This window comes from Pseudohalioglobus sediminis (genome assembly GCF_008370495.1).
Classification (GTDB): domain Bacteria; phylum Pseudomonadota; class Gammaproteobacteria; order Pseudomonadales; family Halieaceae; genus Halioglobus.
Window position 1 is genome coordinate 93,881 of the sequence record NZ_VTUX01000003.1, and the last position, 22,893, is coordinate 116,773.

At 60.0% G+C, this 22,893-nt stretch carries 19 protein-coding genes; 3 read left to right on the forward strand and 16 right to left on the reverse strand.

The genetic code is table 11. The features are described from left to right. Positions 1-40 precede the first annotated feature (40 nt). The gene (locus F0M18_RS07060) at positions 41-1,294 is read right to left on the reverse strand and encodes a hypothetical protein (protein ID WP_149610716.1); all 1,254 of its coding nucleotides are present in this window, start codon (positions 1,292-1,294) and stop codon (positions 41-43) included. 408 nt (positions 1,295-1,702) lie between these two features. Here F0M18_RS07060 and F0M18_RS07065 point away from each other — a divergent pair, with 408 nt between their 5' ends. The 3 genes from F0M18_RS07065 to F0M18_RS07075 are packed head-to-tail and all read left to right on the forward strand — an operon-like array spanning position 1,703 to position 5,642. Beyond that, on the forward strand, positions 1,703-3,925 hold the full coding sequence (locus F0M18_RS07065) for a 6-phosphogluconolactonase (RefSeq protein ID WP_149610717.1): 2,223 nt from the start codon (positions 1,703-1,705) through the stop codon (positions 3,923-3,925). A 53-nt stretch (positions 3,926-3,978) separates the two neighbouring features. Beyond that, positions 3,979-5,181: an iron-containing alcohol dehydrogenase gene (locus F0M18_RS07070; RefSeq protein ID WP_262500865.1), complete on the forward strand. Its 1,203-nt coding sequence runs from the start codon at positions 3,979-3,981 to the stop codon at positions 5,179-5,181. 44 nt (positions 5,182-5,225) lie between these two features. After that, positions 5,226-5,642, forward strand: coding sequence for a DUF6524 family protein (locus tag F0M18_RS07075; protein WP_149610718.1), 417 nt, complete (start codon positions 5,226-5,228; stop codon positions 5,640-5,642). A 24-nt stretch (positions 5,643-5,666) separates the two neighbouring features. On the opposite strand, the gene F0M18_RS07080 is transcribed toward F0M18_RS07075, so the two are convergent. The 15 genes from F0M18_RS07080 to gyrA form a co-directional block, all read right to left on the reverse strand. Further along, positions 5,667-7,691 carry a polysaccharide biosynthesis protein gene (locus F0M18_RS07080; protein ID WP_149610719.1) on the reverse strand — a complete coding sequence of 675 codons (2,025 nt, stop codon included), beginning with the start codon at positions 7,689-7,691 and terminating at the stop codon, positions 5,667-5,669. A gap of 89 nt (positions 7,692-7,780) precedes the next feature. Further along, complete coding sequence (locus F0M18_RS07085) at positions 7,781-8,764, reverse strand: MraY family glycosyltransferase (protein ID WP_149610720.1); 984 nt, start codon at positions 8,762-8,764, stop codon at positions 7,781-7,783. Then, positions 8,761-9,690, reverse strand: a complete 930-nt coding sequence (locus F0M18_RS07090; RefSeq protein WP_149610721.1) for an NAD-dependent epimerase/dehydratase family protein — start codon at positions 9,688-9,690, stop codon at positions 8,761-8,763. Before F0M18_RS07090 ends, F0M18_RS07085 begins: the two co-directional genes overlap by 4 nt. Before the next feature lie 56 nt (positions 9,691-9,746). After that, entirely contained in the window at positions 9,747-10,106 is a 360-nt protein-coding gene (locus F0M18_RS07095; protein ID WP_149610722.1) for a ComEA family DNA-binding protein, read from the reverse strand. A 103-nt stretch (positions 10,107-10,209) separates the two neighbouring features. Further along, entirely contained in the window at positions 10,210-10,911 is a 702-nt protein-coding gene (gene pyrF, locus F0M18_RS07100; RefSeq protein WP_149610723.1) for an orotidine-5'-phosphate decarboxylase, read from the reverse strand. Positions 10,912-10,939: 28 nt separating this feature from the next. Beyond that, a complete protein-coding gene (gene lapB, locus F0M18_RS07105; RefSeq protein WP_149610724.1) occupies positions 10,940-12,148 on the reverse strand; it encodes a lipopolysaccharide assembly protein LapB in 1,209 nt (402 codons plus the stop codon). Continuing rightward, positions 12,141-12,446, reverse strand: a complete 306-nt coding sequence (locus F0M18_RS07110; RefSeq protein WP_149610725.1) for a lipopolysaccharide assembly protein LapA domain-containing protein — start codon at positions 12,444-12,446, stop codon at positions 12,141-12,143. The genes lapB and F0M18_RS07110 overlap by 8 nt, the downstream gene beginning before the upstream one ends. A 76-nt stretch (positions 12,447-12,522) precedes the next feature. Next, entirely contained in the window at positions 12,523-12,819 is a 297-nt protein-coding gene (ihfB, locus tag F0M18_RS07115; RefSeq protein ID WP_149610726.1) for an integration host factor subunit beta, read from the reverse strand. A gap of 211 nt (positions 12,820-13,030) precedes the next feature. After that, positions 13,031-14,707, reverse strand: coding sequence for a 30S ribosomal protein S1 (gene rpsA / locus F0M18_RS07120; protein WP_149610727.1), 1,677 nt, complete (start codon positions 14,705-14,707; stop codon positions 13,031-13,033). Between the two features lie 141 nt (positions 14,708-14,848). Next, on the reverse strand, positions 14,849-15,529 hold the full coding sequence (cmk, locus tag F0M18_RS07125; RefSeq protein ID WP_149610728.1) for a (d)CMP kinase: 681 nt from the start codon (positions 15,527-15,529) through the stop codon (positions 14,849-14,851). A 1-nt stretch (position 15,530) separates the two neighbouring features. Beyond that, positions 15,531-16,835, reverse strand: coding sequence for a 3-phosphoshikimate 1-carboxyvinyltransferase (aroA, locus tag F0M18_RS07130; RefSeq protein WP_149610729.1), 1,305 nt, complete (start codon positions 16,833-16,835; stop codon positions 15,531-15,533). 49 nt (positions 16,836-16,884) lie between these two features. Continuing rightward, entirely contained in the window at positions 16,885-17,793 is a 909-nt protein-coding gene (locus F0M18_RS07135; protein WP_149610730.1) for a prephenate dehydrogenase/arogenate dehydrogenase family protein, read from the reverse strand. A gap of 12 nt (positions 17,794-17,805) precedes the next feature. Further along, positions 17,806-18,933 (reverse strand): prephenate dehydratase, encoded by a 1,128-nt coding sequence (gene pheA / locus F0M18_RS07140; RefSeq protein WP_149610731.1) that lies wholly within the window; start codon positions 18,931-18,933, stop codon positions 17,806-17,808. Between the two features lie 4 nt (positions 18,934-18,937). Then, the gene (gene serC, locus F0M18_RS07145; protein ID WP_149610732.1) at positions 18,938-20,017 is read right to left on the reverse strand and encodes a 3-phosphoserine/phosphohydroxythreonine transaminase; all 1,080 of its coding nucleotides are present in this window, start codon (positions 20,015-20,017) and stop codon (positions 18,938-18,940) included. A gap of 222 nt (positions 20,018-20,239) precedes the next feature. Continuing rightward, a complete protein-coding gene (gene gyrA / locus F0M18_RS07150) occupies positions 20,240-22,822 on the reverse strand; it encodes a DNA gyrase subunit A (protein WP_149610733.1) in 2,583 nt (860 codons plus the stop codon). Positions 22,823-22,893 lie beyond the last annotated feature (71 nt).

Consider the following 22,893-nt stretch of genomic DNA (forward strand, 5'->3'; position numbering starts at 1 on the left):
ACATCGGGGCTTTTTTTCGCCTGCGTAGTTGCCCGCTAACCTATTCCGGGGCCCGCTTGTACCCGAACAGCCCGCGCAGGGCTTTCCAGGTGTGGCGCAGCGCATCTGACAGCAACCTGGCACCCTCCACCACCGCGGGCAGCGGGTCCTTCCACGACCACAGCGCATAGGATCGCGCCTGGAATACGCTTCGCAGCCAGGCAACAGGCGTCAGGCTTCGATCGGCCAGACGACCCGGCAGGGTTTTCAGATCGCGTGAAAAATGTATCCAGAAAAGGTGTTGCAAACGCGGCGCCAGGTCAACTGCCGAGAGTGCGTGCCCCGACAATTCGAGGTAGTTAAGCCAGGGTAGGTTCATGCCACAGTCATACAGGTGGCCGATGGAGGAGAATGGCCTGGCATTAAAATCAACAAGTAGAAGTTCGTCGGTCTCGATATCGTGCAACCACTCGATACCGAAAATGCCATGATAGCTGCTGACCGCAAGCAGTTTCTCGGTCTCAGCAAAAAGACGACGCTCGAACTGGCTTGAACCAGATAGAGGAATCTCGCCATAGCAGGTCGCGCCGAGGTCCCGCTTCCACTGGCGTATGCGCTTGTGCGCAGCCATGGTGATCGGTCGACCGAACTTATCGCTGACCCCGTAGCAGTCGTAGATATTGCCGTCGCCCCCCTGGCGCAACTGCTGGATCACCAGTTGCGCGATACCGCTTGTTCGCGTCTGGGCCTGTAATTCGCCCACCGTTTCCAACTGAAGATTCTTGACCCCAAGCGAGCAGTTCTCAATGTTTTGATACAGGGGTTTTAGCAGGTACGGTGGATCATTCTGTTCAGCCCAATGTGTTATCTGTTCTTGACTATCCGGCGTCAACTGAGCCGGCGCACTTACACCTGCTTTGGCCGCCAGACGCGCGAGGCCGGCCTTGAAAATTATTTCCTGTAACTGTGACTGGTCACAAAGTGAGAAGTGAGCACGCATCGACAGCTTATCCCGATTCTTTGCCAGCAGCAGTGCGAGACCATCAGACGTGGGTATGATCACGGGTTTGTTGCTGAAACCGCCAAGGAATGCCATCAATGACGCTACCAGGTCTTGCTCGCTGTTGTTTGGCATCTTCACCAGCTTGCAGCAGCGCGACCATCGGCCGATGTCCCGCTTCTCGAGCGAGACGCCGTATACCTCAACGCCCGCAGCCACGAGACATCGAGCGGTAGCCACGCCGGTATAGTCAAATCCTAAAATCACTGCGACGCTGGGTACCGCTGTTACCCGTGCCGTCTCTTCCTGGGGCATGCAAATACTCTATTGTTGTTCAGGCTGAGCAAAGAGGCTCTTCATTGTGACAAGGACGGTGGCTTCGAGTTCGATGCCCGGGCTTTTGGTTACCTTTCGACGTCGCAGTGTGCCAAATAATGTTGCTTGCTGGTATCCACAATGGACGAAAGTGAGAACCGACACACCAGTGACTGTCACGACGCTATGCCGCTTGCAACCCGCTATCGGGCATCCCGGCTCAGGCATCTACCGCGAAGCTGCTCATGCCAGGGCACAAAATGATCGACATCAATAATCAGGGCGGCCGTTCGCAGGAGTCCAGATTTCCATGCCTCAGGCCGCAATTCAGCCTGAGCCCTCTCATAACCCCGGTATTTGTGAGACTATTAGTGGTCAGGCCACCAATTATTTCGCCATGGAGTCAGCATGAAAGTGGGTAAGCCGAAGCGGCAGCGATTTGCCCTGATTCAGGAAGAGGCAGGCATCTCCATGGGCATCTCCGCCAACCTCGCCCTCGCCGGGCAACACGCTGCAATCACGCTGCATGAGCAGTACCAGCGCTGGCTGAAACGTGACCGCTTTCACGCCTGGGGACATTACAAGCGCGAATACTTCACCGTTGCGGTCGGCGGCGGCAACACGGTTAAGGCGCAGTACCGAGCCTGGCTCGACGGGTTTTCAGGAAGCATTGACTGGTTGGCTCACGTCCGCTTCTTTTTCCTCGAAGAGACCGCCGGGGAAAGCGGCTGGGAGAGCGCCGAGCACGCCCTGATCATGCACTTCATCGTGCCGCTGACACGGAAACTCAGCAAACAGAAAGGCCGTCGCTCACTGGCCAGGACCCTCGGCCTGGACAGCGGTGCCGACGAGGACGATATCATTGATGCGGCCGTGGCGAGGTTAATTCACCCGATCAACATTGCGCCGGTTACCCAGGCCCTGGAAACCAAAGACCGGCGCAAGGCCCTGCGCCTGGCGCGCATCGAGGCGCAACGCTATGCCGACAGTATCCGCAACAAGCTCGGAGCGTCGATGGCATTCCACTGTATCTGTAGTGGTGTCGGCAAGGACGGCACTCTGGGCGCATTTTCACCCTATACGCCAGAATTGGCTGAGCGTCAGGCCGATGCGGTGCTACTCAAAAAAGACTCCGGTTCACTGCGTATCGCACTCAGCCGTGGCGTTCTGGTCAACGCCGAGCAGATCTACCTGATTGTTTCGGGCATGCATAAACTGAAAGCGCTGGGCCGTTTCGAGATGGAGGAAGCCACCGACTTCGAGCAAACCGTGATGGAGACTCCATTGCGCATGCTGCGGGAAAATCGCGAAATTGCGGAGAAAGTGTACATATTCGCCGACGAGCAGGCACTGCACTTCAGTGAAACCCAGTTCCAGTTCAGTGAACGCGGCCAGGCAGTCACCATCAAGGCCGAGACGCGTCCGGGCGAGGAAGAAAACGGCGTTCACATACTGCTCCTGCACGGATTCATGGGCCTGTTCAGTTTCGCCAACCTGCTGATACGCCTGCCCAGCGCGTGGGAAGTCTCGGCGTTGCACAGGGGCAGCCGGGCGAAGTTCATGGATAACAAGGACATCTTCCCCCACTACGCTCGGGCGCTGCGCAAAGCGATACTGAGCAATTGGCGCAATAAGCGCCCGGTGCCCATCGCCGGGCATTCCATCGCCGGTGTCATCTCTGACCACCTGCTACTGTCGATACTCGGCGACTATGAAGCGGAGATTCCACGCTACGAGGATCTCAACAAGGAGAATCGCGCCCTGGTGGATGCGTTGCGCGCGTCCGGAATCATCCACCTCGCCACCTGGTCGCCCACAGATGGGCCGAATACCGGTGCCAACATAGGCTCCCTGGTTTCTCACCTGCGCAACGCTACTGACCTGGACTACAGTGGCCTGGAGCGCACCTACACGGTTGGCGAGGATGGCAGGCTACAGCCCGCCCACGGGGACAAGCTCGCCAGTAGCGCTGACAATCTGTCCGGCCTCGACAACTTCCTCAAGCGCCGCATATCACGCCCGCTGATCAACGGCATGACCGTGGGACTCCGGAGTCTGCTGAACAACCAGACCGTGCAGCAACGTATGTTGAATTCAGACATGCCCTACGTGATGAGGCTGGTCGGCGGCCGGCTTCTGAAAACGGCGTCGCTCTATGGCCTGGCCAAGGAGGTCAACGCCGCCCTGCATGATCCCGTCACCTACCAGGCGCGACACCTCAAGGCACTGGACATACTGCTGGCCTACGACATACCGTTTCTCAGTATCATTCACCAGGACGACTTCCTGGTGTCTGCCCGCCGACACCGAGAGGAGCATCGCTACCTGCTGAATGCGCGCTTGCGCAAGGAAGGGGTCTCGCGTGAATCAGATTTACGTGTTCCCGCGCGCCTGGTCATCCTGCCCCGCGAACACGAGCAACTCTCGGTAGACCCGCTCAACCCCCATCTTCTGGTCATGTCTACCTCCCCCGAGGGCAACAGCATGGCCCGTCAGATAACAGCAGCGATGACCCGCTTCGTCAACGAGAACGTCGCCAGGGCTGTTCGCAACAAGGTGCTGCCACCGCTAGCCAGCGTCAGTTCCTGGCAACGCAAACAGAAAAAACCGCGGCGTAGCAGGGTAGCCTAGAGCCAGTCCCGGGCGTATTATTGTGCGCTTCAGCTGATTCGAGGGTTCCACCAATGAAAATGCTTTATTTTAGATTCAGGGCCTTTGTTGTTACCTGGCTGCTGCGCCTGATTCCGCGCAATGCACCCGTGGTATACAAAGGACAGGGATCGTCCATTACCTTGACGGAACAGGTAGCCATCCTGGGCCTGAAGAAGGTATTGATCGTTACCGACAGCTTTCTCGGCGGCTCTGGCATACTCGATGGCATCAAGGCGCAGCTTGATAAAGATGGCATACCCTACTCTGTTTTTGACGGCGTCCTGCCCGATCCGGCTTTCGACCAGGTTCAGGCTGGCGAGGCACAGATGCGCACCGAGAGTTGCGACACTGTCATGGCAGTGGGTGGCGGGTCCGTACTGGATGCCGCCAAACTGATTTCCCTGCTGCACACCAACCCCGGCGACCTGGCCTCTTTCGATGGTATCCAGAAAGCAAATAATCCCGGTGCGCCGCTATTCGCCATACCGACCACGGCGGGTACAGGTTCTGAAATAACCCTGGCTGCAGTGATTACCGACCCGCAAACGCACCGCAAGGTCCCGGTGGTCGACAGCAAGCTGATACCGGGCTACGTGGCGCTCGACGCCGACATTATGAAGGGGATGCCGCCCGGCATCACCGCCGCTACCGGCATGGACGCGCTGACCCACGCAGTCGAGTCGTACCTTTCGCGAGCCTCTACCGCTTCGACTGAACTGCAGGCGACGGCGGCCATTCGCCTGATTTTCAAGTACCTGACCCGGGCCTGGCACGATGGGAACGATATGGAAGCGCGCGACGCCATGGCAATCGCATCGTTCTATGCCGGCGCCGCCTTCGGCCGCACGTCAGTCGGTTACGTCCACGGTGTGGCCCATCAACTGGGCCGTGTTTGCCATACCCCACACGGCAATGCCAACGCCATGGTGCTGCCAGAGGTACTGGCCGCCTACGGCAACTGCGTTCATTCGCGTCTGGCGGATCTGGCGATACTGGTGGAGCTTGGCGACAAGGGCGAGAGCGAAGCGGCGCTGGCGCAGAAGTTCATACAGGCGATTATCGCCATGCGCGCTGAAATGGAGCTGCCTTTGAAGCCAAAAGATCTACAGGCCAGTGATATCCCCGGCATCGTTGAGGAGGCCTTGAAGGAAGCCGGCGACCTCTACCCTGTGCCCCGCTACATGTCAGAAACCGAAATAACTACTATTGTCAGGGCGCTGTTGCCAGCAGCCTGAACCCAATAACACGGCAGCACCAGTCAACCTAGAAGGATTAGACCATGGCCAGGGAATTCACCGCCTTCAGCTTTATCAGCCGGCTTGTATTCGCACTTGTCCTTGTTTTTGGCACCTACAACCCTACCGACTATTCCTATGTCAGCTGGGTTATGAACGAAACTACCACTTTCGGTCCTGTCACCGCGCTGGTGGGCGTGGCGCTGCTGATCGCCTGGATCGTGTTTCTGCGCGCCACCTTCATGTCCATGGGCTGGCTCGGCATCATCCTCGGCGCGGCGCTGTTTGGCTGTGTAGTGTGGTTGTTCGTGGACCTCGGATGGCTGGCGCTGGATTCCAGCGGCGCCATTACCTGGGTAGCCCTGGTACTGGTCGCATTCCTGCTGGCTGTAGGGATGTCGTGGTCACACATCCGTCGCCGCCTGACCGGGCAATTTGACGTCGATGACGTTGAAGACTAGCGTTGCCCGGCACTGACGCGCGGGTCAGGAAGACTTTTCCGGGAACAGTTCCTTCACGTTTGAGGAAACGACGGGAACCTTTGGCTGGCTGCCCTGATCGGCCTGCTTGTTCCAGATATAGTCGTGACGCACTTCCTGTTCGCTGAACCCGCTGACAGCCTTGCGCAAGACCTCGGTAATGCCGGCACAATCCAGCCCGTCGCAATAGCGCATCAGCTCGGAAACATAACCATGCATCTGCCCGTAGGACAGGCATTCCTCTTCGGCACGCATGATCATCGGGTGCCCGGTACCCGCCACGTTACTGCCCAGCAGCAACTCTTCATAGAGCTTCTCACCGGGGCGCAAACCAATGAATTCGATGTCGATATGATGACCGACATGGTTGTCGTGATTCATCTCGTACCCGCTCAGGCGGATCATGCGTCGGGCGAGGTCGACAATGCGCACCGGTTCGCCCATGTCGAGTACGAACACATCGCCACCCGTGCCCATGGCACTGGCCTGCAACACCAGCTGTGCGGCCTCGGCAATGCTCATGAAATAGCGGGTGACTTCCGGATGGGTGACGGTCACCGGCCCACCGCTTTCAATTTGCTCTCGAAACAGTGGTACTACCGAACCTGAAGACCCCAGGACATTGCCGAAACGCACCATACAGAAGCGCGTCTTGGTCTCTTTCTGGGCAAGACCCTGCAAAATCATCTCGGCAAAACGCTTTGATGCGCCCATGATATTGGTCGGACGCACAGCCTTATCCGTTGACACCAGCACAAAGGTATCGACACCCGCCTTGCGCGCCGCCTCGGCGGCATACCAGGTCCCAAACACATTGTTGGCAACGCCCTCGGCGACGTTGTACTCCACCATCGGCACGTGCTTGTAGGCAGCCGCATGGTAGACCGTCTCTACCTTGAAGGTGCGATAGATGTTCTCCAGGCGCCGGCTGTCCTGCACCGTGCCCAGCAGGGACACCAGTTCGAAGTCACAGTCGACCGAATCCATCATGGCGCGCAACTCGCGCTCGATGTTGTAGAGCGCATACTCGGAGTTGTCCAGCAGCACCAGTTCACGCGGCCCTGACTTGACGATCTGTCGACACAATTCGGAACCGATCGAGCCACCTGCCCCGGTCACCATGACGACCTTGTCGGTTATACAGCGATCAATAAGTTCAGGATGGGGGGGCACCGGATCGCGCCCGAGCAGGTCGTCCAGGTCCACGTCCTGAATCTGGTTCACGCTGGCCTCGCCTGCAACCAGCGCGGCAATGCGCGGCACGGTGCGCACATAGACAGGCAGGCCAACCAGCGAATTGATGATTTCCTTGCGGCGATCTGCGGTAGCCGAGGGGATCGCCAACAGTACCTGGGTGATGTCGTATTCAGTGATCAGTCGTTCAATTTCTTCCGGGCGCACGACCTGCAAGCCGTTGATTACCGAGTTATGCAGTCGGGGGTCGTCGTCAACGAATACCACCGGTCGATACTGGTCGCCATGATTCAGTGCGGTCAGCAACTGCCGGCCGGACTCACCGGCGCCGTATATGACCACGTTCTCTGATAAAGAGCGCAGTTTGGCCTGGTAGTAGGCGCGCACGCTCAGGCGGGTACCGCCGATGCCCAGCATCGCCAGCACCCAGTAGATGAACGGCATGGACCGGGGCACGTCGGCCTGGGTGAAAAACACTGTCGCCCCGAGGATAAGCGAGGAGTAGCTGACGGCGGTAATAACAGCCCAGATGGCCTGCTGTCCCATAAAGCGGATAACCGCCCGGTACAGCCCCAGTCGCAGGAAGATGATGGCACTGGCAAGGACGGTAAAGCCAGCGCAGAAGTACTCTACCGGGCCGAGTGAGAAATTGAGGTGTCCGTAGCGAAAAACCACCGCTGCCCACATGGCCAGGGTGACGAAGCCCATGTCCAGGGCCAGCAGGCAGGCCTGCTTGATATTGCGCGGAAGTTCGATCAGTTTCTCAAGGCCGCCCTTGAGGCCCCCGAGAACTCCGGAAACCGACTGCGTAAATATACGACCAAGGTAATTCAGCAAGCCCCTTCCTCACTCTCTAAGATAATGGTCTAACGGTCTTGTGCGGCTGCTGTAGTAGTTTTTAGAAAGGCGCCGACGCAGTAAGGATATTAGCCCAATTTGGCCACTTTAGCCACGCCTGCAAGCAGCGGAACATACGCCAAAATTACCAATAAAAATACGTACTTGGATTGAACTGTTGCGAACCAGGCTAAAGGAAACAACCACAGGGTGTTGACGGCCAGGAGGATAAAGACCACGGGCAGGTGCCCGCCCAGGTAGCGACTCAGGCGCTGGTAGGCGTGCAGCCGGTGGGGCTGGGTAAAGGGCTGGCCACTGGCGATGCGCCAGGCCAGGGTCACCGATGCGTCGACGATGAACCAGCCGAGCAGGATCAACCAGGCCGCCAGCGGGAGGTAACCCCGTGACGCCCCCAGCAATGCCATGGCCCCCAGCAGGAAGCCGGTGGGCACACTACCGGCGTCGCCCAGGAATAACCGCGCAGGTGGCCAGTTCCAGAACAGGAATCCGGCATGCGCGGCCGCGAGTAACAGGCACATCTGCAGGTAGGCCGGGTCGGCGCCCTGCTGCCAGGCCAGCAACACGGCACCGCCGCAGGCGAGGATGCACTGCATGGCAGCAAAGGCATCAATACCATCCATGAAATTGTAAAGGTTCACCAGCCACAACAGCCCGAGGGCAAGCAGCAGGCCGACCAACAGCTGCAGGGATATTCCCGCTGCGAGGAAAGGCTGCACCGCGTCCACCGCGACCAGGCAACACACCGCGTAGAGCACCAGGCGCCGACCTGACGACAGCTCCATCATGTCATCTACCACGCCGATCACCACCAGCGCAGCGGTCACCCCCAGAACGGCCAGGTATTCATGTGTCCAGACGATACCGCCAAGTGACGCCAGCCAGGCACCCGCAAAAACAGCGAGAAAAAGCGGCACGCCGCCGCCGTGAGGTGTCGCCACCTGGTGCGAGCTGCGTTCGTTGGGCTGCGCCACAAGACGCCAACGACGGGCCAGTAGCAGATACGCAAGGCACATAAGCGCAGAGAGTGCCATGGTCATTAATGACGCGGTCATGGCCTGATGCCCTGACCGACCAGTATGTCTTCCAACTGGTCGGCCGGCCGCCAGCTGGTGGAGCGCAGCACCTGCGTATTGCTGTACAGCTCGCTGCCAAACAATTTGTCCCAGGTCGACTGGGCGGCGCCGGAGTCGCGCACATCCAGCACGGCACTGCCCGCTCGCCACACCCAGCGCGGGCACCAGTGTCGGGCCGGGGGCCGGCCCTGCGTACGGCGTATTGCCCGGTAGATACGCTGCGTGCTGTAACGCTCTCCGTCGGTGGCAATATAGGTGCTCACGCCGGCGTGCCCCTCTGCCGCCAGCACCAGCATCAGCCTGCAGAGATCATTGACACCGATCATTGAGCGGGCGCCGATCTCCGGGGGTTCAGGCAAGCCGAGGGCCACCGCTCGCGCCAGTGTAGCCAGGTTACCCTTGGGTTGCTGGCCATAGACCAGTGCCGGACGAATGATGCAGATACTGTTCGCCGCATCCCCCAGATCCCGGTTGATGGCAGCTTCCGCCTGCCATTTGGAGAGGCCGTAAGCGTCCTGCGGGAGGCTGCAATCGCTCTCGGCACGTTCCTGCCCGGCACTGCCCTCCCCCATCGCCTTGACACTGCTGAGGAACAAAAATTTTTGCACCCCCGCGCTGCACGCCCGCCGCGCCAGTTCGACGCTTGCGCGATAGTTGACGGTCTCGTAATCGGCAGCGAGCGCATTCTGGTGGGCAATACCGGCAAGGTGGAAAACCACGTCGGCGGCCGCTAGTGCCGTCTCGCTGATACTTTCATGGCGAAAATCAACAGGCTGCGTGGCAGAGCCGTCATCAAGCGGTTGGCCAGCGCGGCTGTAGGCAAGCACCTGGTGTCCGTGTTCAGCCAGCAGGTGGCAAAGCTGCCGGCCAATAAAACCGGTAGCGCCGGTTACCAGGCACTTCATGCAGCGATGTAGAGAAAAGGGGGCATAAGCCCCCTCATGATACGGATGCAGCCGCCTTAATCCAGTTTTATCCGCGCTCGATTCTTGTCGAGCGTGGCCGTGCCTATCCCCTTCACCTCGGCGAGTTGCTCCACCGTGGTAAAGGGCCCGAATTGCTCCCGATAGCGAACGATATCTTCCGCCCGCGTGAGGCCGACACCGGTCAACCCTGCAGCCATTTCCGTCGCATTATCGGCATTGATGTTCACCGTTTGCACACTGCCCTGGCCGGCAACGCCGTCTTGCGCATGCACGGGAGATATTCCCGGCAACAGGCAGAGCAGCGTAACCGCGATAGCAGCAAGCGCTGCTGGCAACGATGAACGCGAATAGGCGGCAGCGGCCGCCGGTGGTAATCCAGTCAATTGAAGTTTCATAGTGTGATCTCCTTGATCAGTTCTGCGTCCGTGCAGGCACCCGTATCAAGGAGCAGGCTAGCAGGCCGATGCCGCGATCGCGACACCGCCGCCGAATTTGATGTTATTCGCTGGCCGCCAGTTCCCGGTGAACCCGTTCCAGCGCCGCCAGGGGCTCATCTGCACCGGTGATGGAACGGCCGATCACCAGGTAATCAGAGCCACTGGCAAGCGCTGCGGCGGGCGTAAGTACACGCCGCTGATCGCCAGCGTCATCTCCCTGCAGGCGAATACCCGGGGTGACCAGGCAGAAGTCGGCGCCCATCTGCCGCCGCAATGCTGGTGCCTCCATGGCGGAGCAGACCACCCCGTCCAGCCCGCTATCGCGGGTCAGGGCTGCGAGTCGCATAACACGATCACCGGCGGATTCCGTATAGCCGAGTTCGCGCAGGTCTTCATCGGACATACTGGTCAGTATCGTCACCGCGATCAGCAGCGGCGGTGTGGAGAACGACTGCAGCGCTTCCTTCGCCGCTTCCATCATGCGCCGGCCACCCCCGGCGTGCACATTCACCATCCACACGCCCAATTCGGCCGCCGAACGCACCGCTCCGGCAACCGTATTGGGTATATCGTGAAACTTGAGATCCAGGAAGATTTCAAAGCCGCGGTCCTGCAGGGACTCAACCAGTTGCGGACCAGCACGGGTGAACAGCTCCTTGCCCACCTTCAGCCGGCAGAGCTCAGGCGACAGGCGCGCGGCCAATTCGAGGGCGGGTTCCGCCGCCGGGAAGTCCAGCGCCACAATCACGGGTTTGTCATTCATCACATCTTATCTCTTACGGTGTGCCGTGTTATTCCAGGCTGGTGCCGCGAATAGGTGTTACCGTACCCCAGTACTTGCAGCCCGGGCAGAACCAGTGCAGGTGTCGACCGGAAAATCCACAGTGGCTGCAGCGGTACGAGGGGCGTTCCTCGATCAGCCGCTGGACCAGGTTCTGGACCAGCCCCAGTTTATCGCCGGACTGCCCCTCACTGACATCGGCTTGCAGATCCAGCAGTTGTTCCAGCCCGCGCAGCGAGGGCATTTTTTCCAACTGCGCTACCAGGAACGCCTCGGCGACCTCACTGCCCTCGGAGGCACGAATATCCTCGACTGTCGCCAGCAGCAAGGGCGGCGAGGGGTGGCTGTCGAGGCACTCTTTGAGATAGGCGCGCAGGGCTTTCTCATCGCCAAGTTGCCGATAGCAATCACGCAAGGTGGGCACCGACTCGCTGATATACAGGGGATCCTGCTGGCGCACCCGACGCAGGGCTTTGATGGCCTGCTTGGCACGACCGGCATCCAGTTCCACGGCACCGAGCATGATCGAGGCGCGCACGCACTGCTTGTCTCGTGCCAGCGCTTCAAGCAGCAGGTTCTGGGCAGCCGTCAACTCACCCGCTCGGTGGCGCTCCTCCGCCAGCTCACAGTAGAAGTGTGCCAGCACCGTCGGCACCGACTGACCCGGCTCCTCGGGGTCTTCCGCGCTGGAACCACCGAGCAGGGACTTGCGCGGCAACAGGTCCAGGGCAATATCGATCGCGCGCTGCCACTCGCGCTCACTCTGGTATATATCCAGGAGGTGCCACTGGCTGGCGCGGCGCTTTGCCGGCGACTCCGCCACCAGATCCATAAGCAGGCGCTCTGCCCGATCGAGCAGGCCCGCGCTGATATAGTCGCGCGCCAGTTCCAGGTGGGCCTGGTGCACCTGTACCCGGGGCAGACTCGGCCTGGCGAGCAGGTTCTGGTGTATGCGAATAGCGCGGTCGACCTCGCCGCGCTTGCGCAGCAGGTTCCCCAGCGCGATATGGGTCTCCAGCGTTTCACTGTTGACTTCCAGCGCGTTAATAAAGGCATCGACGGCGCCGTCAGGGCGGCCGTCAAGGAGGTAATTCAGTCCTTTGTAGTATTGCCCCGGGAGGTCGCGGGCATTGACCGAACCACGCTGGCTGCGGCGACCGAGAAACCAGCCTATGGCGATTGCGACAAACAGCAGGGAGAAGACGAGATAATCATTCACCGTCTTTCAGGCCTGCCGTGCGCAGCGTATCCACCTCCGCCCGGGTCTTGGCCAACTGGCGATTTGCCGAGGCCAGGGCAGCGCGCTTGCGCAGCAGCAGAGCCGACGACACCAGCAGGCCAAGTACGCCCCCGATCGCGAAAGCCAGCAACAACCAAAGCGCCAGGCTGCGCGGTGCAAATGTGTACACCAGCATATCCAGGGGCACCGGCGTCGCGTTCTGCAGGGCAAAGAGCACACCGATGGCGGCCATGGCCAGGACAATAGCGATATACAAAATGTTGCGAAGCAGTTTCATCGGGCCTTCCGGTTGCTGGCGATCAAAAAAGCGGTATGACCTCGCGATCATACCGCCTGTATTAACAAGGGCAAGTTTACAGCCCCATTTGTAATCCCTGGTTCACGCGTTCGCGCAGTTCCTTTCCCGGCTTGAAGTGGGGTACGTACTTACCGGTCAGTTCAACCGCATCACCGGTCTTGGGGTTGCGTCCGCGCCGGGGCTCGCGATAGTGCAGGGAAAAACTGCCGAAACCGCGGATCTCGATCCGCTCGCCATCGGCGAGGGACTGGGACATGTGCTCGAGGATGGTCTTGACGGCCAACTCCACGTCCTTGGCGGACAACTGCGCCTGCTTTGCGGCGATGGACTCAATCAGTTCACTTTTCGTCATCGGTCTTATACGGCCGTTTTTTTAACCAGATGGTATTGTGGACCCAGTTTAGAAATTACGCAACTCCTTATTTTATATAGGAAAAGTTACCAAATCCCGCCCAGGGCACAGGAATTCGGGTTCGCCGGGCGATAAAGCGCGGGCAAAAAAAAGGGCCCACAACGTGAGCCCTTCCGCTTCCCCGGGCCAGGGCCCGGGTTGATGTCGTCGCTTACTTGTCGCCCATCTGCGCCTTGATCAGGTCGCCGATGGTGCCCGGAGAGGCAGCTTCCTGCTCCTGCTCTTTGAGCGACTTCACAGCTTCCTTCTCGTCGTCGTAGTCCTTGGCCTTGATGGACAGGACCACGCCGCGGTTCTTGCGATCAACGGAAACGATCTTCGCTTCCACTTCATCGCCAACCTTGAACGAGTTCCGCGCGTCTTCGACGCGATCACGAGAAATATCGGACGCCTTGAGAATGCCCTCTACTTCGTCTGCCAGCTTGACGATCACTTCCTTGGCATCTACCTCGATCACTTCACCGGTAACGATGGTGCCGCGATCATTGACCGCAACGTAGTTACCGAAGGGGTCGTCCTCGAGCTGCTTGATGCCCAGGGAAATACGCTCGCGCTCGGGGTCGATAGACAGGATGACTGTCTCGATTTCATCGCCCTTCTTGTAGTTGCGCACAGCTTCTTCACCGGCTTCGTTCCAGCTGATGTCAGACAGATGCACCAGGCCATCGATATTGCCTTCGAGGCCAATGAAGATGCCGAAGTCAGTGATTGACTTGATGGTGCCAGCGATTTTGTCGCCCTTGCTGTAGCTTGATGCGAAGGCATCCCACGGGTTCTGCATGCACTGCTTGATACCCAGGGAGATACGACGACGCTCCTCGTCGATATCCAGTACCATCACCTCGACCTCGTCGCCCAGCTGGACAATCTTGGACGGGTGAACGTTCTTGTTGGTCCAGTCCATCTCGGAAACGTGCACCAGACCTTCGACGCCCTCTTCCAACTCGGCGAAACAACCGTAGTCGGTGAGGTTGGTGATCTTCGCCTTGACGCGGCTGCCCTCGGGGTAGCGACCGGTGATTTCCACCCAGGGATCCTCGCCCAGTTGCTTGAGGCCAAGAGATACACGGTTGCGCTCGCGATCGAACTTGAGAATCTTGACATCGATTTCCTGGCCAACTTCCACAATCTCGGACGGATGCTTGATGCGCTTCCAGGCCATGTCGGTAATGTGCAGCAGTCCATCCACACCGCCCAGGTCGACAAACGCGCCGTAGTCGGTCAGGTTCTTGACGATACCCTTGACGGACATGCCTTCCTGCAGCGTCTCCATCAGCGCCTCGCGCTCTTCAGAGTTGGCTGCTTCCATGACTGCGCGACGGGAAACGACCACGTTGTTGCGCTTCTGGTCCAGCTTGATGACCTTGAATTCCAGTTCCTTGCCTTCGAGGTTCACGGTGTCACGCACGGGACGCACATCGACGAGTGAGCCGGGCAGGAATGCGCGGATGCCATTCACGTCAACGGTAAAGCCACCTTTGACCTTGCCATTGATCACGCCCTTGACCACTTCTTCGGCCTCGTGGGCGGCTTCCAGTTCTTTCCAGGCTTCGGCGCGCTTGGCTTTTTCACGGGACAGCTTGGTTTCACCAAAGCCGTCTTCGACTGATTCCAGCGCTACCTGCACCTCGTCACCGATATTCAGCGAGCACTCGCCTGCTGCGTCGGTGAACTGGGAACGGGGTATTACTCCTTCAGACTTGAGTCCCGCATGCACGGTTACCCAGTCGCTGTCGATATCGATCACAACGCCGGTGACGATGGCACCCGGCTGCATATCGACGGTCTTAAGGCTTTCTTCAAATAGTTCAGCGAAAGATTCGCTCATTACACATTACCTGTTGGTTTGTCATCCGTCCCTCCAGCCGGGTACGGGGTTCGTTAGTCAGCACTGCCAACAGCGACCATGACTGGATTCGATCGCCACTACAGTGATTGCCATTTATAAGGAGATGGCGGCATTTGGCCGCTATAAAAGCCCCTTTTCCGTCACTTTCTGCATAACCAGATCAAACACCTGTTCGATGCCCTGGCCGCTGCTGTCGATGACAATGGCGTCCTCTGCCGGCACCAGCGGGGCGACTTTGCGGCTTGAATCGCGCGCGTCACGCTCCCTGATGTCGTCCAGAAGGCGCGCGAGACTAACACTTTCCCCCTTTGATATCAACTGCTTATAGCGCCGCTCGGCGCGCTCTTCCGCAGAGGCAGTGAGGAAGAACTTCACCGGGGCGTCGGGGAACACCACCGTGCCCATGTCGCGACCATCGGCCACCAGCCCCGGTGCACGGCAAAAGTCGCGCTGCCTGGCCAGCAGGGCCTGGCGCACCTCCGGAATCGCGGCCACTTTGGAAGCGCCGCGACCACCCTCTTCCGTACGTATGGCAGCCGAAACATCACGGCCTTTATATGCCACCAGGATCTCGCCGCTCTCGGCAGCCGTGAAGGTGACATCCAGGTGCCGGGCGATATCGGTCACCGCGGCGTGATCGTCCCAGCTGACACCCTCGATCAGGCAGGCCTGCCCGGTGACGCGGTACAGCGCACCACTGTCCAGCAAGTGCCAGCCGAGAGTTGCCGCCAGCATGTGGCTGATGGTGCCCTTGCCGGCACCACTGGGGCCGTCTACGGTGATGACCGGCGCTGCCTGCATCTCAACCCCGCTCGGTACGGATTTGCAGGCCGAGAGCGCCGGCGAGGGCATCGAACCCCGGAAAGGACGTGGCCACGTGGTCACAATCGCGCACCACAATCTCTCCCTGCGCCCGCAGCGCGGCGATGGAGAAAGCCATGGCGATGCGGTGGTCCATGTGTGTGTGGATCTCACCTCCGCCGAGGGTGCCGCCTTCGATAACGATGCCGTCTTCCAGCACCTCGTTGGTAACCCCGAGGGTGTCCAGCCCCTCGGCCATTGCGGCAATGCGGTCGCTTTCCTTCACCCGCAGCTCCTCTGCGCCGCGCAGCACAGTGCGCCCCTCGGCACAGGCCGCGGCGATGAACAGGGCGGGAAATTCGTCTATGGCCAGCGGCACCTGGTCTTCCGGGATGTCGATGCCGTGCAGCGGCGCGTATCGCACTTGGATATCGGCGACCGGTTCGCCGCCCACTTCTCGCTCATTGAGCAGTTCGATGTCCGCCCCCATCAGCAGGAGAATATTGATCACGCCGATGCGGGTCGGGTTCACCCCGACATGCGTGAGCAAGAGCTCTGATCCAGGCGCAATGCTCGCGGCAACAAGGAAAAACGCAGCCGAGGAAATGTCCGCGGGCACGTCGATATCGGTAGCCTGCAACGCCCCACCACCCTGCAGGCTGATCACCCCGTTTACGGAGCTCACCGGATAGCCAAAACCGCGCAACATACGCTCGGTGTGATCCCGGGTCGGTGCGGGCTCGGTGACCGAGGTACAGCCCTCCGCGTAAAGTCCCGCGAGCAGCACACAGGACTTGACCTGGGCGCTGGCCATGGGCAGATCGTAATGTATGCCGCGCAGCGCCGTGCCGCCCTGAATGTTAAGCGGCGGCCGCCCGCCAGGCTGCGCACTGATCCGGGCACCCATCAACGCCAGCGGATCCATGATGCGCCCCATCGGGCGCGAGCACAGCGAGGCATCGCCAGTGAGTTCGGTATCGAATGCCTGACCGGCCATGAGGCCGGCCAACAGGCGCATACCGGTGCCGGCGTTCCCCAGGTCGAGTGGATCAGAGGGTGCCTTCAGGCCATGCAGGCCAACCCCGTGCACCAGTACATGTCCGTCCTCCGGGCGCTCGATACTGACCCCCATCGCGCTGAAGGCGTTCAGTGTGGCCAGCGCGTCCTCGCCCTCGAGAAAGCCACTGACGCGAGTTGTGCCCCGCGCCAGTGCACCGAGCATGATGGAGCGGTGTGACATGGATTTGTCGCCGGGGACGCGGGCTTCACCGCTTAAACTGCCACCTGGCTGTAGTATGAATTGCATAGTAAAGAACTTCCGTATTACCCGCCGGCGCCCGGGGGCAATTTAATGATTACGATGTTTTCGCCTGTTCACGTTCGGCGAGAATGGCGGCAAATTCATCCCGGGCCTGCTTGGCACGGGTAAATGTCTCATGCATGCCCGCTGCATCCTCTTCCACCACCGCACGACGCAACTGCTGCAAATGCTCATTGAACTGATCTATCGCCTGCAACAGGGCAGCCTTGTTGGCGATGGCGATATCGCGCCACATCACCGGGTCTGACGACGCTATGCGCGTGAAATCGCGAAAGCCACCTGCCGCACAGCGGAAAATCTCGTCGCTTTCGTCAGATTCGGCCAGCGCATCGACCAGCGCATAGGCCAGGACATGGGGCAAATGACTGGTAGCAGCCAACACAGCGTCATGCCTCGCTACCGTCATCTGCACCACTGTCGCGCCGGCGGCAGCCCACATGTCGCTCACCAGGGCCAGGGCCTCGCTGCTGTTTTCCGCCACCGGGGTCAGGATCACCCGGTGATTGACGTACAGGTCAGACCTGGCCGCCTCAACGCCGCTGCGCTCGGACCCCGCTATCGGGTGACCCAATACAAGATACGGCGGAAATTCCTTACAGGCGCTGCGCGCAGCGCGCTCCAGGTTGCCCTTGACGCTGGCGCCGTCTGTGATCACCGGTGGCTGCTCCAGCGCCTCGGTTCGAGCCAGAATATCAACCAGGATCTCCGCCGCTACCAGCGTCGGGGTGCAGATGACCACGATATCGGCGGCCGACAGCGCCGCGTCCAGATCCAGCGTGAAGGAGTCGATCACCCCGAGCTCAAGACCGCGGCGCAGCGATGGCTCACGATGTCCGTAGCCGATGACCTCACGGCAAAAGCCATTGTCTTTCAGCGCCTTTGCCAGCGAGCCACCAATCAGGCCAAGCCCGATGATCGCCACCGTTTCCACGCGAGTTTTCATGTGCAAGCCGATTTACATCACCGCCTGGGGATAGGACCCCAGCGGTTTCAGCAGTATGGACTGCTCTTCCAGCTCGGCGACAATGCCAGCGATTTTTTCATCCTGGAGGTGGCCTTCAAACTCAATGAAAAAGACATATGCCCACTTTTCGGTGCGCGACGGGCGCGTATCGATGCGCGTCAGGCTCACCCCGGCCTTGCGGAAAGGATCCAGCAGCAGGAACAGGGCGCCGGGTTTATTGCGACTGGAAACGATGATCGAGGTCTTGTCGCAGCCGGAGGGCGGCACCTCCTCGCGACCGATGACCAGGAAGCGGGTAGTATTGTCGGCGTAGTCTTCGATGTGCTGTGCCTGTTTTTCCAGGCCGTAAAGCTCTGCGGCGATATCGCCGGCGATGGCGGCAACCCCGGGCGTGGAGGCGGCGATGCGGGCAGCCTCCCCGTTGCTGCTGACCGCTTGCCTTTCAATGCCGGGACAATGCTGGTCCAGCCAGTTTCGACACTGGGCCAGGGCCTGCTGATGCGCGCAGATGCGCTGAATCCCGTCAAGCCCGGTGTGCTCGGCAGCGAGCAGGTGGTGCGTGATCGGCATCTCCACCTCGCCCGAGATCTTCAGGCTGGAATCCATGAAACTGTCGAGCGTGTGGCTGACCATGCCCTCGGTGGAATTTTCCACCGGTACCACACCGTAATTGCACTCCCCCGACTCAACCTGCGCAAACACGTTGTCGATAGTGCCCTGGGGCACACAGATCGCTGCGTGGCCGAAGTGCTTGAGTGCGGCAGCCTGGGTGAAGGTGCCCTCGGGACCAAGGTATGCGACCTGCAGGGGCTTTTCGAGTGCCAGGCAGGCAGACATGACCTCGCGAAAGATATGTGCCACGGTCTCGCCGGCCAGCGGCCCGGTATTGCGATCGATTATCCGCCGGAGCACCTGGGCTTCGCGTTCCGGACGGTAGTAGACCACCTCGGCCTCGCCCTGCCCGGCTGCTTGAGCCGCCTGCACTTCCGCCAGCTTGATATCCGCCACGCGCTGGGCGCAGCGGGCGCGACGGTTGATCAGCTGCTGGATTTCCTGGTCAATGGCATCAATGTCTGCCCTGACCTCCTCCAGGCTTCTGTTGTCGGGTTTGTCCGCCATGGGCTCAGCCGTTACGTTGTTCGAAATCCTGCATGAAGGCGATGAGTGCGTCGACCGCATCTTCGCCAACCGCATTATAGATGCTCGCGCGCATGCCACCCACAGAGCGGTGACCCTTGAGGTTGAGCAGGCCGGCCTGCTCCGCTTCCGCCAGGAACACCTTGTCGAGGCTGTCGTCCGCCAGCGTGAACGGGACATTCATCAACGAGCGGCTGGGCACTTCGACAGGGTTGGCATAAAACGCGGAGTTATCGATTGCGGCGTAGAGCTTTTCAGCCTTGCGACGGTTGATCGCGCCGATCGCCTCGAGGCCACCCTGCGCCTTGAGCCACTCAAACACCAGGCCGGCGAGGTAGAGGGCATACGTCGGCGGGGTGTTATACATCGAGTCATTATCAGCCGCAGTCTTCCAGTTGAGCATTGCGGGACACTGCGACACGGCACGACCGAGAAGGTCCCGACGCACGATGACCAGGGTCAGTCCCGCTGGACCAATATTCTTCTGTGCACCCGCGTAGATAACGCCGTAGTCCGCCACGTTGATCGGGCGCGAGAGGATGGTCGACGACATATCCACGACCAGCGGTGCCGTTGCCTCGGGCACCCAGAAATACTCCACACCACCGATGGTCTCGTTGGGCGTGTAGTGCAGGTAGGCGGCGTCTGCGGACAGCTTCCAGGTATCCCGGGGCGGGATAGTCGTGAAATTAGTGTCCTCGGAACTGGCAGCCACATTGACACTGCCAAAGCGCTTGCCTTCCGCAATCGCTTTCTTTGACCACTGCCCCGTATTTACGTAATCGGCCGTGCCATTCTCGCCCAGCAGGTTGAGTGGTACCGCGGCAAACTGGGTGCTGGCGCCTCCTTGCAGGAACAGCACCGCATACTCATCGCCTATGCCCATCAGCTCGCGCAGGGTCGCTTCGGCACGTTCGGCGATACCGACGATTTCGGCGCTGCGATGGCTCATTTCCATGATGGACAAACCGGCACCATGCCAGTCGAGCAGTTCATCGCGCGCCTGTTCCAGCACCGCCTGGGGCAGCGCCGCAGGGCCGGCGCAGAAATTGTAACAACGGGTCATCATCTATCCCTTAATCAATCGTCCCCCGCCATCGTCATTCCCGCGCAGATGGGAAATGAGTGAAGCTTGGGGAACATCCTCATATTTCACTGGCTTCCCGCCTGCGCGGGAATAACAGTTCCAGGCCCTTGTAGAACCGGATTCCCGCCTCGGCAATTGCTTCTGCATTGCTCTACCTCCTGCATCCATGCAGTCGTGCGCGGGAATGACGGTTCCGGGTCCTTAGTCTTCGCTCTCCGGGCTTTCGGATTCTGGCGCACCTTCCACCTCAACCTCCTCCGGCTCGTCGATACGCTCTACACTCACCAGCGACTCCCCGTCCTTGGTGCGAATCACGCGCACGCCCTGGGTGTTGCGGCCCAACACGGACACCTCGTCGGCACGCGTGCGCACCAGGGTGCCCTGGTTGGAAATCAGCATCAGCTCGTCACCATCGAAGACCTGCACCGCGCCGACCAGGCGGCCGTTGCGATCACTCGTCTGCATCGCTATCACGCCCTTGGTACCGCGACCCTTGGTGGGGAACTCAGTGATCTCGGTGCGTTTGCCGTAGCCATTCTCGGACACGGTGAGGAGACGCCCGTCCTCCTGCGGAATAATCAGCGAGATCATGGTGTGGCCGCTACCCAGCTTGATGCCGCGCACGCCCTTGGCGGTACGACCCATGGCCCGCACATCCTCCTCACGGAAACGCACTGCCTTGCCTTCACTGGATAACAGCATGACGTCACAATCGCCGTCGGTTACCGCGGTACCAACCAGCACGTCGCCCTCTTCCAGCTCCAGTGCTCGCAGACCCACGCTGCGCTGGCGGGAAAAGTTTGTCAGTGCCGTCTTCTTCACTGTTCCGCTGGCAGTGGCCATAAAGATGTAATGCCCTTCCGTGTACTCCTCAACCGGGAGGATCGAGGTGACGCGCTCGCCCTCTTCCAGCGGCAACAGGTTGACCATGGGCCGCCCGCGGGAGTTACGCCCGGCCAGCGGAATCTGGTACACCTTGAGCCAGTAAACCTTACCGAGGTTGGAAAAACAGAGAATGGTCGCGTGGGTGCTGGCGATAAGCAGGTGCTCCACGAAATCCTCATCTTTGACCGCGGTGGCGGATTTACCCATGCCGCCGCGACGCTGGGCCTGGTAATCGGACAAGGGCTGGGTCTTGGCGTAGCCGCCATGGGAGATGGTCACCACCCGGTCTTCCTCGGTGATGAGGTCTTCCACGGTCAGGTCGTGCTGGGATGCGGTAATCTCAGTCAGGCGCTCGTCGCCGAACTCGGTAACGATCTCTTCCAGTTCTTCGCGGATAACCGCCTTCAGGCGCTCCGGATCGGAAAGTATTTCCAGGTAACCGCCGATTTCGCGCAGCTTTTCCTCGTATTCCTGCAGCAGTTTTTCATGCTCCAGTCCTGTCAGGCGGTGCAGGCGCAATTCGAGGATGGCCTGTGCCTGGGCCGGGGACAGGTGATACTGGCCGTCGCGCAGGCCGTACTGCGGTTCGAGACCGTCGGGACGACAGGCATTTTCACCGGCACGTTCAAGCATCCCGATCACATCACCCGGATTCCAGGGGCGGGCTATCAGTTTTTCCCTGGCTTCGGCCGAACTCGGCGAGGCCTTGATCAGCTCGATCACCGGATCGATATTCGCCAGCGCAATCGCCAGCCCTTCCAGCAGATGCCCACGCTCGCGCGCCTTGCGCAACAGGTACACGGTGCGGCGGGTAACGACCTCACGGCGATGGCGGATAAACGCCTCGATAATCTCCTTGAGATTGAGAATCTTCGGCTGCCCGTCAACCAGGGCCACCATGTTGATACCGAATACTGATTGCAGCTGTGTCTGCGCGTACAGGTTATTCAGTACCACATCGCCGACTTCGCCGCGCCGCAGCTCTATCACTACCCGCAACCCGTCCTTGTCGGACTCGTCGCGCAACTCGGTGATGCCCTCGATTTTCTTTTCCTTTACCAGCTCGGCGATGCGCTCGATCAGGCGCGCCTTGTTCAGCTGGTAGGGGATCTCGTGGATGATGATCGTATCCTTGCCCTTTTTCTCATCGGTAATCACCTCCGCGCGGGCACGCACGTAGATGCGACCGCGTCCGGTGCGGTAGGCCTGGATAATGCCGGCACGGCCGTTGATGATCGCGCCGGTCGGGAAATCAGGGCCCGGGATATGCTCCATCAACTCGTCGACAGTGAGCTCGGGGTTACCCAGCAAAGCCAGGCAGCCACTGACCACCTCGGTCAGGTTGTGCGGCGGAATGTTGGTCGCCATGCCCACAGCGATACCGGAAGAGCCATTGACCAGCAGGTTGGGCACCCGGGTAGGCAGTACCGCGGGAATGCGCTCGGTGCCGTCGTAGTTGTCGACGAAGTCCACCGTCTCCTTGTCCAGGTCGGCCAGCATCTGGTGGGAGATCTTCTGCATGCGTATTTCGGTGTAACGCATGGCTGCGGCGTTGTCGCCGTCGATAGAGCCGAAGTTGCCCTGGCCATCTACCAGCATGTAACGCATGGAAAACGGCTGCGCCATACGCACAATGGTGTCGTAAACGGCGGAGTCACCGTGGGGATGGTATTTACCGATCACGTCCCCCACCACGCGCGCCGACTTCTTATAGGCCTTGTTCCAGTCGTTGTTGAGCTCGTTCATCGCGAACAGGACTCGCCGGTGTACCGGTTTCAGGCCGTCGCGTACGTCCGGCAGGGCCCTGCCCACGATCACGCTCATCGCGTAATCAAGGTAGGACTGTTTCATCTCGTCTTCGATATTGACGGGAAGAATTTCTTTGGCTAAATCACCCATGTTCAGAAGGTATCCTTCAGGTCCAGCTACAAGGCTTTATTATGTCTGCAGCGCTCCCTGGAAAGGCCTGT